General features: G+C 36.1%; 15 protein-coding genes and 5 pseudogenes. 16 read left to right on the forward strand and 4 right to left on the reverse strand.

What is annotated here, in order from left to right; genetic code table 11:
* The 13 genes and pseudogenes from ACINWC323_RS16575 to ACINWC323_RS16545 form a co-directional block, all read left to right on the forward strand.
* Positions 1-1,066, forward strand: a pseudogene (locus tag ACINWC323_RS16575) (site-specific integrase); the annotation flags it as partial.
* Positions 1,067-1,281: 215 nt separating this feature from the next.
* Entirely contained in the window at positions 1,282-1,752 is a 471-nt protein-coding gene (locus tag ACINWC323_RS0118735; protein ID WP_000395699.1) for a NinB/YbcN family protein, read from the forward strand.
* 72 nt (positions 1,753-1,824) lie between these two features.
* A complete protein-coding gene (locus ACINWC323_RS20130; RefSeq protein ID WP_162097055.1) occupies positions 1,825-1,971 on the forward strand; it encodes a hypothetical protein in 147 nt (48 codons plus the stop codon).
* Positions 1,972-2,163: 192 nt separating this feature from the next.
* The gene (locus ACINWC323_RS0118740; RefSeq protein ID WP_000152660.1) at positions 2,164-2,400 is read left to right on the forward strand and encodes a hypothetical protein; all 237 of its coding nucleotides are present in this window, start codon (positions 2,164-2,166) and stop codon (positions 2,398-2,400) included.
* 661 nt (positions 2,401-3,061) lie between these two features.
* Positions 3,062-3,517, forward strand: a complete 456-nt coding sequence (locus ACINWC323_RS16570; RefSeq protein WP_001136766.1) for a hypothetical protein — start codon at positions 3,062-3,064, stop codon at positions 3,515-3,517.
* A 60-nt stretch (positions 3,518-3,577) separates the two neighbouring features.
* Positions 3,578-4,039, forward strand: a complete 462-nt coding sequence (locus tag ACINWC323_RS16565) for a hypothetical protein (RefSeq protein WP_000378528.1) — start codon at positions 3,578-3,580, stop codon at positions 4,037-4,039.
* Entirely contained in the window at positions 4,008-4,649 is a 642-nt protein-coding gene (locus ACINWC323_RS16560) for a putative metallopeptidase (RefSeq protein ID WP_000372120.1), read from the forward strand. Before ACINWC323_RS16565 ends, ACINWC323_RS16560 begins: the two co-directional genes overlap by 32 nt.
* A gap of 90 nt (positions 4,650-4,739) precedes the next feature.
* Positions 4,740-5,263 (forward strand): annotated as a pseudogene (locus ACINWC323_RS19575) (DUF2280 domain-containing protein).
* Positions 5,247-5,762 (forward strand): annotated as a pseudogene (locus ACINWC323_RS16550) (phage terminase large subunit family protein); the annotation flags it as partial. The pseudogenes ACINWC323_RS19575 and ACINWC323_RS16550, both read left to right, overlap by 17 nt.
* A 465-nt stretch (positions 5,763-6,227) precedes the next feature.
* Positions 6,228-6,434 (forward strand): hypothetical protein, encoded by a 207-nt coding sequence (locus ACINWC323_RS20530; protein ID WP_000882919.1) that lies wholly within the window; start codon positions 6,228-6,230, stop codon positions 6,432-6,434.
* A gap of 71 nt (positions 6,435-6,505) precedes the next feature.
* Positions 6,506-6,682 carry a YdcA family protein gene (locus ACINWC323_RS19585; RefSeq protein WP_002120129.1) on the forward strand — a complete coding sequence of 59 codons (177 nt, stop codon included), beginning with the start codon at positions 6,506-6,508 and terminating at the stop codon, positions 6,680-6,682.
* Between the two features lie 8 nt (positions 6,683-6,690).
* Positions 6,691-7,014 (forward strand): annotated as a pseudogene (locus tag ACINWC323_RS19595) (DUF4236 domain-containing protein).
* Between the two features lie 422 nt (positions 7,015-7,436).
* Positions 7,437-7,625, forward strand: coding sequence for a hypothetical protein (locus tag ACINWC323_RS16545; protein WP_000340067.1), 189 nt, complete (start codon positions 7,437-7,439; stop codon positions 7,623-7,625).
* A gap of 36 nt (positions 7,626-7,661) precedes the next feature.
* Here ACINWC323_RS16545 and ACINWC323_RS16540 read toward each other — a convergent pair whose 3' ends face one another.
* Genes ACINWC323_RS16540 through ACINWC323_RS16530 form a run of 3 tightly spaced genes read right to left on the reverse strand, consistent with a single transcriptional unit; the run spans position 7,662 to position 8,589 of the window.
* The gene (locus ACINWC323_RS16540) at positions 7,662-7,949 is read right to left on the reverse strand and encodes a helix-turn-helix domain-containing protein (RefSeq protein ID WP_001258993.1); all 288 of its coding nucleotides are present in this window, start codon (positions 7,947-7,949) and stop codon (positions 7,662-7,664) included.
* Complete coding sequence (locus ACINWC323_RS16535; RefSeq protein WP_000288004.1) at positions 7,936-8,265, reverse strand: type II toxin-antitoxin system RelE/ParE family toxin; 330 nt, start codon at positions 8,263-8,265, stop codon at positions 7,936-7,938. Before ACINWC323_RS16535 ends, ACINWC323_RS16540 begins: the two co-directional genes overlap by 14 nt.
* A 54-nt stretch (positions 8,266-8,319) precedes the next feature.
* Positions 8,320-8,589 carry a transcriptional regulator gene (locus ACINWC323_RS16530; protein WP_000453245.1) on the reverse strand — a complete coding sequence of 90 codons (270 nt, stop codon included), beginning with the start codon at positions 8,587-8,589 and terminating at the stop codon, positions 8,320-8,322.
* Positions 8,590-8,795: 206 nt separating this feature from the next.
* Between ACINWC323_RS16530 and ACINWC323_RS0118755 the strand changes: the two genes are divergently transcribed.
* The 3 genes and pseudogenes from ACINWC323_RS0118755 to ACINWC323_RS16520 all read left to right on the forward strand — a co-directional run bounded on the left by ACINWC323_RS0118755 (position 8,796) and on the right by ACINWC323_RS16520 (position 9,963).
* A complete protein-coding gene (locus ACINWC323_RS0118755) occupies positions 8,796-9,398 on the forward strand; it encodes a BRO family protein (RefSeq protein ID WP_000096286.1) in 603 nt (200 codons plus the stop codon).
* Between the two features lie 56 nt (positions 9,399-9,454).
* Positions 9,455-9,658: pseudogene (locus tag ACINWC323_RS16525) on the forward strand (hypothetical protein); the annotation flags it as partial.
* Positions 9,659-9,765: 107 nt separating this feature from the next.
* A complete protein-coding gene (locus tag ACINWC323_RS16520; protein WP_025464206.1) occupies positions 9,766-9,963 on the forward strand; it encodes a hypothetical protein in 198 nt (65 codons plus the stop codon).
* A gap of 130 nt (positions 9,964-10,093) precedes the next feature.
* Here ACINWC323_RS16520 and ACINWC323_RS16515 read toward each other — a convergent pair.
* A partial coding sequence (locus ACINWC323_RS16515; RefSeq protein WP_009507817.1) for an IS5 family transposase occupies positions 10,094-10,981 on the reverse strand: 888 nt, incomplete at its 5' end.

Below are 10,981 nucleotides of genomic sequence, written 5' to 3' on the forward strand. Positions count from 1 at the left end.
AGGTATGCATCATGGCTTTAGTTTTCATACGTTGCGCCACAGTGCTGCTAACTATCTAGCAATAACTTTGCTGGGTTCAAAAGAAATGATTAAAACATATACAGATTGTCCTTGGGTAAAAGCAAAAAAGATGCGTGATTTATTGTTTGGTGTTAAAGCACGTGCTCATGAAGAGATTATTCAACATAAATGGCAGGTGCTTGCCTCTTGGATGGGGCATAGCAGTATTGAACAAACGGCTTCAAATTATCTTCATGTTTTGGATTTATTAGCAGTCGATCGAATTTACAATTCGCCGTGTATCATTTCAAAAAAAGTCCTAGAACAGTGTTTTGGTCCAGTGAATTCAAGTACAGAGTACATAAACTTAAATCGTTATACTCAGCAGCAGAAATGGTTTAACTCTTATCAGCAAACAGAGCCAGTTATGATTGCTGGTCGACAAGAAAAGAAGTTTAGTATCGAGAAGAGTACTCTGACGCCTTTTCAACGTTTGATAAGTTTAAGAGATGGCCGTTCAAGCGAAGATATTCAAGCACAAGAATGGATGCAGCGATGTCAATTTATGAGCACTAAATGGATGGACCCCAAAAATTTTAATTTAAAAACGAATTATGTTAGTAATAAAAATTTAGATGTGGGTTGGTTTGATGAGCTTTACGACAAAGCTAAGAAACTGACACGTTCTGATGAAATAATTCCTCTCCTTGATTTGCATAACCAACATGATAAGGGGAAAGATATACCTAAAGAGTTGAACGTGGTCAATGCACTTAAGGTATTATTATTATTTGGAAAATTACGTAAAAACTTTCTACATTTTCAATGCATAAAGAAAGATGATGAGCAACGAATTGCTAATTTTATTGCTGGTATAGAGCCAATTATTGGAGATCACCTAAATTTAGACAAACAGAATTATCCAGTTAATCTGGAAGTGCTTGAGAGAACAGTTAAATTTAGTTTTCAAAGAGTTGTTGGCCCTAATAAAAAAAATGTTACTCTACTGGTTATATTTAATTTAATGTTAAAAATCATGCAAGAAGATGAACTTTGGTTAAAATAGCCTAAGCAGCTTAAAAAGGGGAATTTAAAAGCTTTAGCATCACAGTTTGATTACTGGATTTTAAACAATAGTGTGAAGATTAGCGCTTTGGTAAATCGATGAGCTAAAGTGTTGTAGTCCAAACTCGATCTGACAGTTACCCATTTTTGAGCTGTTGATTAATTTATCAAAAAAAATCAAGCCACCCACGGGTGGTTTTTTATTGCGAGGTCAAAATGGAATTCCGACATGTTGTTAAGAACCATTGCGACATTTCACCAGTAACTAACTTTCTTAATGTGAATCATGCTAAGGCAGTGAATGAAGGGAAGCCGTTAGTTGTATTGATCGCACCACAAGATAAAGATCGTTCGAAGGCTCAAAACCGTTTGTACTGGATGTGGCTTAATCAATGGGCTAAACGTCAAGGTACAGATAAAGATTGCAAGCATCTGTTCTTTAAGAAAAACTTCTTAGCAAAAATCTATGATTGCGATGACGTTGGCCAATACAAGAAAACATTCAAGGCTGTAAGAGAGTTGAAAGATTCTAAGCATCCTCTCTACCAAGATGTAGCAAGTGGCCTATGTGAGCTAATGAGCACTACAGACGCAAGTACAGTTCAATTAACCGAATACTTAAACGACATTCATGCTTTCTGTAATAAAAATGGGTGTTATTTGGAAACGCCTGATGATCTTAAGTAGGTGCTTGTATAGTTGCTGATTTCATATTATTAATGTCTCTCACTTTATAAAATGAGAAACTAACAAATGGTAATGAATAATATTGAATATGATGCGGTGGTTGAAAGTGCGAAAATCAAAGCGAAAAGCGATATAACAGTAGCGGTTTTAAATAATGCAGCAAGTAAAGAAAAGCTTATAGAGTTTATCAAAAAACTGCATGATCAGATTGATGAATAATATGAACCGCCCTTAAAGCGGTTTTTTATTGCTAGTAGAAGATTTAAGGTATCTTTTCTAATAGGCACATACTATTAAAGTGTTTTTTATTTATTTTTTAGATTGAAAAGATTGCTATTTGAGTAATTTAAATATAAAAATCTTTATTGATTGAGCGTAGTTGTTATACAGGATATTTATAAGGATTTTAAAATGACAATTATCACATTGCTTGATGTTGAGACGAAGAAGAAGGTGATAGTTCGGTCCGTAATAGACCCAATAGCAAGAATAGACAAAAAAGGGAATATACAAATTATTCAAATTCATAAATGGCTATATGATGAATCTGGAGATTTCGTTGATGAAGACTTATATGAGGCACTCAACAATGGAGAAGTTGGAATATACTTAACTTTGCAGTATATGATCATTGATATTGAAAATTAATTATTTTTTATTTTTAGTCAGTTTGAGTTCTTACTCTCTAGAGCCTAATGGTTACTGCACATAAGACCTTATTAAGTATTACCTATTGATGGGCACATATTCTTTATAAGTCTTGATAAGTAAAAAAATTATGTAGGCTAAAAATAAAACCATTTAAAAAAAGAAATCTTTATCTATTTAAATATGAATATTTGATATTTTTAATTCAATCCCTATTGCTAGTGCTTAAATATTATGCCAATATGAAGTTGGAAATATTTCCGAATAGATATTTCCTATTTCAGGTTTAAGCGTTTTTTTCGCTAAGTCCATTTCTGAATAAAAATAGGAAGTGGGCTTTTTTATTTTTAAATATTTCTGTATTATCAGTGTGTTGCTGTAGGTAACACTAAACCTTGTTGATCAGCGCAAATATCAAAAAGGGGAGCTTGCCTACTAGGCAAGCTTTTTAAATTGATCAACTAAACACAATAATCCATTTCAAAGCTCATTAGAAAAATCAAACTTCCCTAGCTTTTATTCGTACTAATTTATTGAATCTAATCGTCTTTATAATTTTAAAAAATTCCTTAAACTAAAAATGGAAAATTTCTTGTTGCAACATTGTTATAATAGGACTACCTTAAGAAAAAATACTTTATAAAAATGAGGAGCTGCTGAAATGCCACAGTATCTCATGTTTGCGGAAAATATTTATAACAAAATTAAAGATGAGGAATTATTTTCACATGACTGTATTGAAAATATGAACTTACTTATGACATGTATACGCAGAGAAATTGAGGGAACAGAATTTAAATTAAAATTTAATTTTATTGATTTTGTTGAATTGTTCAGTAGACCATTAGATGAATGTAAAGTAAAAATAGATGTGAGTTTGATTCCTCCTCATAATTCAGAAGGTGAGTATATTTTATGGTTAGCTGGATTTATCGAAAAAATTACAGAAGGTGGACCTAAACCACCTCCGCCTATAAAGAAATTTATTCCAGAGTATATGAGCTTGAAATCTGAATTAGATTTTTTACCTTTAAATGAGGAAAAAATTCAAACCGAAGGTAAAGAAATTACGGATTACTTTAATTCAAAGCTCTATAAGTCAACTTTTAAGAAGTAATACTATATTGCCTGTGAGTTTAGCCACCGCCTAAGGGCGGTTTTTTTATGGGTAAGAATAATGGATTCTACAGAATACTTTTGGCTTACTCGGAAAAAAGAACCTAAAACTAAAAGCTGGCCACTGCCAAAGCCTACACAAAAATATCTAAAGGCAGAAGAAGAATTTACTGAAACTTTAGATAATCTGGAAATTAAATATGAAAAGAAATTTCAGTTTAAGTCTACTAAGCACTGGCGGTTTGACTTTCATTTAATTGAGTATCGAATACTAGTTGAAATTGTGGGTGGTCCATGGTCTGGCGGTCGTAAGGGCAAACTTAAAAATAAAGCTTGTAGTCTTGATCGTTACGATGTGGCTGAAGAGATGGGCTACACCGTAGTTCGCATAGAGACAGCTTCAAGATGCCGCATTGATGAGTCTGGACCTTTGCAGTTACGGACTGAATACGCTAGTGAGTGGTTAAAAAATTTAAAGAGGCAAATATTTAATGGATCAGATCAGACCATTTCCTCCAACTGATTTTATTGACCAAGCAGATGAAGAGGAAGCGATTCGCATAGTACCTGCGTCTGATTTAAAAAACTGGGTAGTTGCTAATTTTCTTACACTTGGTGGACCTTTACATAATCCAGATCATGACCATATCGCTGAGATGCTTCATGACAATGAGGGGTTTTTGGCTTTTGCATGGGCTTCTACTGCTTATACGAGAGCTAAGCGCATGGTGCTCGGCCAATGTGAAAAGGTTATGTTTCAACAAGGCGGCTGGAAGAAAGCCCGTCAAGAGCAGCAAATGCGTGATTGGTTCGGTTTTGTTCCAATTTACTTAATCACTATCGATGCAAGCTTTTGTGAAAAGGCAAACGATAACGAGTTTTGTGCTTTGATTGAACATGAGCTCTATCACATTGGTGTAGAGCGAGATTCGGACGGTGAGATTATTTACAGCGATCATACTGGCTTACCAAAGCACTATTTAGCTGGCCACGATGTGGAAGAGTTCATCGGTGTTGTTAAGCGCTGGGGAGCTAATGACAGTGTTAAGCGGCTTGTTGAAGTCGCTAAAAACCCGCCGTTTGTTTCTGATTTAGATATTTCTAAATGCTGTGGAAACTGTGTAATTACCTGAGCCTTTTGGCTCATTTTTTTTGCCATGTTTCCTTGACGTACCTTGACGGATAGAGAGAAATGGCGACATTAAAAAAAGCAGAAACTCTTTATTGTACAATCGTTTGCTGTGTTTAACACCCCTCAAGAAACAGTAAGTCTCGTCAAGGAGGAATTTGACATTGATGTTTCGAGACAGCAGGTAGAGTCATATGACCCTACAAAGTTTGCTGGGAGAGACTTAAGTAAGGAACTCAAAGAAATTTTCGAAAATACACGGGAAGAGTATTTGAGTCAGCCACTAAATAAAATCAGTGGAGCAAATGACATTGTTCAGTTGAAGATTTTAATTGATTTGCTTTGGACTAAAAAAACAATGTGACCATGACAATTAAGATCGTGGACCAAATACAAAAGATCATGAAAGGGTTTTATGAGAAGAAGGGGGAACAAAATAATAAAGGTGGTAATTCTGAAGCGAACCAAACTAAAGCTGAAGTAGAACTTGAGATTAAAAAACTTGAACTTCAGAAGTTACAACGTGAGGTAAATCCACCTGAGTATCGTCCACCTGAAGAGGATTACAAGCTTGTGCTGAATCCTGATGAGGAGATACCAAATGAGCCAATTCTTTAATCCTCCAGAAGGTTCAGTTCAATTAACGCCTAAGCAAGCCAATATTTATTTGTGGGGCTGGCAAAAAGAAGCCCGATTTCGTGATGCTGTTTGTGGCCGACGTTTCGGTAAAACATTCTTGGCCAAAGCGGAAATGCGAAGAGCCGCAAGACTAGCGGCTAAATGGAATGTTTCGGTAGAGGATGAAATCTGGTATGCAGCGCCTACCTTTAAGCAAGCAAAACGGGTTTTCTGGAAGCGACTAAAACAAGCTATTCCAGCATCTTGGCGAGCTGGTAAGCCTAATGAAATTGAATGTTCAATTACATTAAGAAGTGGTCATATTATCCGTGTTGTTGGTCTAGATAACTATGATGACCTTCGTGGATCTGGTTTATTTTTCTTAATTATTGATGAATGGGCCGACTGTAAATGGGTTGCATGGGAAGAAGTGCTTCGCCCGATGCTTTCTACCTGTAAGTATATGGTGAACGGCGAACAGCGAGTTGGTGGCCCGATATGAGCAAGGTATTTTGCTATCTTTGGATATTTCTACCGTCTCTGCATACTGTGAGCACTATGAATTGCCGGTAGAAAGAGACATCTTTAATGATTGTATTTTTTACAATTGATAATCTCTTTCTAGATGAGTCACATAAAAAAACTAACAATCCTAAAAAATAACCATAGAGGTATTTACTAAAATTAACCGCTGGTGCTGAAAAGCTGTTAAATGCTTAATGTGGTGAAGCCACTCAATCGAGTGGCTTTTTAATATCTAAAAAATAAAGATTTCAAAGTTTAAGAAATATATAATAGAAACAATTAATTATAAGATTTAAAAATATGTTAGCAAAACTTTTATACATTGGGATGCTCTATTTTTTTAGTAGTTTTAATTAGCTGCACTAAAAAAGTTGAAATTAAACCACTTCCTCCTTCAGTTGAAGAGGACTATCTAACTTCAAAACATGAAATAGACAAGATGCTAGATGCATTAAATAATCATGATGTACCAAATGATGAGAAGCGTGAGATATTGTGTAAGTCATATCCAGAAGTCTATAAAAACCACTATATGCCAGCACTACTGAAGCCTTCTCCGCATCAATATTCAGAAGAAGTACTTTTGAGAGATTTTGAGGCTGTGATTAAATTTTATAAACAAGCTTGGTTTATTAAATGTATCTAATATCTTCATATGTGACATTTATTAACCAATTTGTTAAAGTTTATTCACTTTATAACAAACGGTAAAAAACCATGAAACAAGTCATTTTAAGTCTTTTATTAGTTCTAAGCTCATTAAATGTTGCGGAAGCAGGTAGAGGCAGACAACCTTGCTCTGGTAAGAAAGGTGGGGTAAGTCATTGCGATGGTAGTAAGTTTGTTTGTAATGATGGTTCCATCAGTGCTTCTAAAAAGATCTGCTCTAGATAGGTGACGATATGGGATTAAATTTTAGAAAAAGTATAAAAATTGCTCCGGGAGTCCGGGTAAATATAAGTAAAAAAGGAGTCTAAAGTATTTCTGTTGGTGGAAAAGGGGCACGAGTAAATGTTAGTAAGAAGGGAACTCGAACAACAGTAGGTTTACCGGGTACTGGTTTATCTTATTCCAAGTTCTCTAGTCATACTAAGAAAACAACACGTAGAAGAGAACCCGATTTTAATAATCCAGATAATGTATGGGGTTACCCTAACGCTGAATGGATTATTTGTGGGATTATTTTATTTATAGCTTTAATAATTTTTATTTGGATTATTAGCTAATTTTAAGGTGTTGATATTATATGAAAAAGATTATTTTTTAAGCTTGGTTCTTGGTTCTTGGTTCTTGGTTCTTGGTTCTTGGTTCTTGGTTCTTGGTTCTTGGTTCTTGGTTTGGTAGGGATTAATGGTTGCTCAAAGGTGGAAAAAGAGTCAAAAGAAGCTATCTTAAGCACCTTAAAAGATCCTGATTCGCCCAATTCCAAAATATAAAAGGATATTGCGGAGAGGTAAATTCTAAGAATAGCTACGGTGGTTATGTTGGTTTTAAGAGATATGTCTCTATTGATGGTGGAGTCTTAATGGAGGATTCAGAAGGTGTTGAACCAGAGACATTTGCAATAATTTGGGAAGCATACTGCACTCCAAATAAATTATCTTTAAAAGAGCGCAATGAGTGTGTAAAGGATAGTCTCTTATAATGAATGGATGCAAGGCTTAAAGGGGTTTCCAAGGAAAGCTTAAGGAATGAAATACTAGCAGACAAAAATGCATCAAAAGCAGAAATTGAAGAAGGCTTAAGAGATATTGATCGTGCGTATAACAGTAATTTCAAAGATAAGGGTCTATACGCACAGGATGTTGTTGCTAAATGTGTAAAGTTGATTGATTAGTGAATTGGTAAAAAGCACCCTAGGGTGCTTTTTTATTTAGACAAAACGCACTTCAACATGTTTACCAATTGCCGCAGCATATTTTTGCAATGTGGCAATAGATGGTGATGGTTTGCCTGTGATCAATGCTTTTTCTAGCCGTGAAACGGCAGGTACACTTGTTCCCATGCGTTCCGCGATTTGCGCTTGGGATAGACCTGCATCTCGACGTGCAGTAAGTACCATATCGAGCAGGGGCATTTCTTCACGTTCAATTCGTTCGTATTCGGTACGCACTGCTGAACGAGATAATGCAAGTGCTTTCATTTCTTCATGTGTTCGCATTTTTCACCTCTTTCATGCGGTCAAGTGCTAGGTTTAGATCTTGCTTAGGTGTTTTTTGGGTTTTCTTAACAAAACTATGGAGCATTACAATGCGTTTACCGACTAGTGTGCAATACATAACACGAGCAATACCTTCTTGAGATTTTAAGCGCAACTCAAATAGTCCTTTACTCATTGGTAATGTGTGAGGTTCTCCTAAGTTTGCGCCGTAAATCACCATACGGTCAGTTAAGTTAAAATATCGAGCCAAAAGACCATCAGGTAATGTAAGAATCTCATCCTGAACGTCTTCGCTGTAATATTCAATTGTATACATATCATGTTCTACTCAATGAGAGTTAATATTACCATATTTGATAATATTGGCAATTTATTTCGGGTTTGGATGTTCTGTAGTTTTCTCTGTTATTTCATCAGAAAGCCAAAATACATCTTCAAACTTCTCGCATACACCAGCTTTTTTGAGTTCTTTATATATAAATAAGGCTGTATCAACCTTGACAGAATGTCCTTGCTCAGCTCGTGTCACATAGTTTGATAAAACTCTGCTGCCACTAACAAAACCACATCGCTTTGATAGTTCATAAACCGTTAATCCTGCTTTTTCACGCAAATAGGCAACATTATTCTTTACTTCCATTGCTGCACCACAAGTTAAATTTTAGAATATTGTAGCACAATAAAAGATAATTACTATTTTTTGTGATAGCACAACAAAAAGAATTGAGACAATAAAAGATATTAAATAAGATGACTTCATCAAGGCTAAAAGCCATGAAAAAGAAAAGCCCCCAACTTTCTGACGGCAAGGGGCTTTTATCAACAACCATAGGAAAGGATATTGATATGTCTAGTTTAGCATTAAGTTTTAATGAAGTGAAATTCAATCCCGTGCCACGGCAAGATGGCCAGATTTGGCTTTCTTCAGGTGAATTGGCACAAGCATTAGGATATAAACAAGAGAACGCGGTCAGTAAAATTTTTAATCGTAATTCTGATGAATTTACGGAAAATATGACACAAATTATTGATAATCCTCGGCTACCCAATTTGGGTATGCGGATTTTCTCACTACGTGGTTGCCACCTAATAGCAATGTTTGCTCGTACTGCTGTAGGGAAGCAATTCCGCAAATGGGTGCTGGACGTTCTTGATAAGGAGATTGGCGCTTCAGTTACGACGGTAGGTACATTGGGCGGTGGAGCCCCACTAGGAGCTGCTCTGATTGGCTCTGGTATTGGGATGATGCTCGGGGGAGTTGCCATGATGTTAATGCCTAAAATCGAAACCACTCAAGATCAAAACCAAGATGGAAACAGAGCGAATAAAGGCTTTGGCGGAGCCGTAACAACGGTTGCTCAAGGTAATCCTGTGCCGATTTTATATGAGCAACGTGAGATTGGTGGATTTATTGTGAGTGCTGGTCAATATCCAGAAGATCAGATGTAAATTCAAATTATTAAAAAGGCGCTTTCTAGCGCCTTTTTTATTGCGTGAGATTTCTTATGAATGCAGTAGTAGGCGCAAAAAAGGGAAGTAAAAAACAACGGCAACCCGTAATTTCTCCAGATTCTGCACAGTCAAAAACTTATATTAAAGTCCTTTATGGATTAGCTGAAGGAGAAATTGAGGGGCTAGCAAATGGCCTTCAGTCAATTTATTTAGAAGAAACTCCACTTCAGAATGCAGACGGAAGCTTTAACTTTGAAAAGGCTCTTGAATAAGGCCTTTAATAATGTGCAATTATTTGCTCAATTAACTGGATAATTGCACATTTTGAGCAAAGTTTTTCTCATTTCATATTCTCTCGAGGTTTATCATGCAGCTAATGATTATGGTTACAGAAGCTGGAAAGCTTGAGCATACTTGCAATTTGCTTGCTGAGGTAAACAATGGCGGTAAAGTCTTAAAGGTCTTTGACTATAACGGCAATCAATTACCAATCAACAATGATGGAACAGTGATGTTTAATAGACACCGTTGGGAATTGCCAATTAAAGTGGATTTAAAATAAATTTGAATGTAGTTTAAAAATACCAAAAGCAACACTAATGCAATTTTAAAAAATAGTGCAACAAGAATGCAGCGAATTAAGTTAAGTTATTGATTTATTTTGGATGTAACCGCTCTAAATTGAGCCAAATTTAAGGCGTAACTTGCGTAAGTGGTCGACCTAATTCCGTAAATCTGTTGAGGACTGCTACACGTGCATGAATCTCATTCACTTGGCTATCAAAACTCCTTGCACTGAGTTTATCTCCTAATAATTTAATGCAGTGCATCTTAGTTTCAACCAAACTTTGCCGATGATAGCCTGACCATTTTTTCCATAGTGTCCTGCCTAAACGTGTAACTGTTCGAAGTAATTCATTTCGCTCTAGCGAGCTACTCTTTGTATCTTTCCATGGTTTCGCATTTTTTCTAGGTAGAATTACCGCATGCGCTTGCCGATCTGCAATGACCTGACGGCATTGCTTGTTGTCATAAGCTCTATCGGTATAAACAGAGTCAATCTGCTCATCTTGTGGAATCTGATTAAGTAAATCACCAAGCACCTGTGAATCACTGACATTATTGGTTGTGAGCTGAATAGCGCGTATTTGTAGGGTTTTAGCATCTATACCAATATGTAGTTTACGCCATTGGCGACGATATTCAGGCCCATGTTTCTTGCGTTTCCATTCGCCCTCACCTAGAAACTTCATCCCTGTAGAGTCCATGAGTAGATGCAGCCCATCGCTACTTTTTTGGTAACTAATTGCAATATCAATATGCTTTTGTCTTCTACAAAGCGTGGTGTAATCTGGTACTATCCAATTTAATCCGCAAAGTTTAATTAGACTTTGCACAAAGCCAGTGGCAATAAGTAAAGACAGACGAAATAAAGATTTAATCATTAAGCAGCATTGGATGGTTGCGTCGGAGTAGATTTGATTTCGCCCTTGTTTGCCTTTTGATAGAGCATACCATTGCGTAGCAGGATCAAACCAAATGGCAATATTTCCGCGACTAATGAGTGCTCGGTTATATGC

The organism is Acinetobacter sp. WC-323 (assembly GCF_000314615.1).
Taxonomy (GTDB): domain Bacteria; phylum Pseudomonadota; class Gammaproteobacteria; order Pseudomonadales; family Moraxellaceae; genus Acinetobacter; species Acinetobacter courvalinii.

Excerpts from the sequence above, each read along its gene's own strand:
- ACINWC323_RS16545 (WP_000340067.1), top strand. The coding sequence starts at position 7,437 with ATGGATGCAAGGCTTAAAGGGGTTTCCAAGGAAAGCTTAAGGAATGAA.
- ACINWC323_RS16570 (WP_001136766.1), top strand. The coding sequence starts at position 3,062 with ATGCCACAGTATCTCATGTTTGCGGAAAATATTTATAACAAAATTAAA.
- ACINWC323_RS16560 (WP_000372120.1), top strand. The coding sequence starts at position 4,008 with ATGGATCAGATCAGACCATTTCCTCCAACTGATTTTATTGACCAAGCA.
- ACINWC323_RS16530 (WP_000453245.1), bottom strand. The coding sequence starts at position 8,589 with ATGGAAGTAAAGAATAATGTTGCCTATTTGCGTGAAAAAGCAGGATTA.
- ACINWC323_RS16535 (WP_000288004.1), bottom strand. The coding sequence starts at position 8,265 with ATGTATACAATTGAATATTACAGCGAAGACGTTCAGGATGAGATTCTT.
- ACINWC323_RS0118740 (WP_000152660.1), top strand. The coding sequence starts at position 2,164 with ATGACAATTATCACATTGCTTGATGTTGAGACGAAGAAGAAGGTGATA.
- ACINWC323_RS20130 (WP_162097055.1), top strand. The coding sequence starts at position 1,825 with ATGAATAATATTGAATATGATGCGGTGGTTGAAAGTGCGAAAATCAAA.
- ACINWC323_RS20530 (WP_000882919.1), top strand. The coding sequence starts at position 6,228 with ATGCTAGATGCATTAAATAATCATGATGTACCAAATGATGAGAAGCGT.
- ACINWC323_RS0118735 (WP_000395699.1), top strand. The coding sequence starts at position 1,282 with ATGGAATTCCGACATGTTGTTAAGAACCATTGCGACATTTCACCAGTA.
- ACINWC323_RS16565 (WP_000378528.1), top strand. The coding sequence starts at position 3,578 with ATGGATTCTACAGAATACTTTTGGCTTACTCGGAAAAAAGAACCTAAA.
- ACINWC323_RS16540 (WP_001258993.1), bottom strand. The coding sequence starts at position 7,949 with ATGCGAACACATGAAGAAATGAAAGCACTTGCATTATCTCGTTCAGCA.
- ACINWC323_RS19585 (WP_002120129.1), top strand. The coding sequence starts at position 6,506 with ATGAAACAAGTCATTTTAAGTCTTTTATTAGTTCTAAGCTCATTAAAT.
- ACINWC323_RS0118755 (WP_000096286.1), top strand. The coding sequence starts at position 8,796 with ATGTCTAGTTTAGCATTAAGTTTTAATGAAGTGAAATTCAATCCCGTG.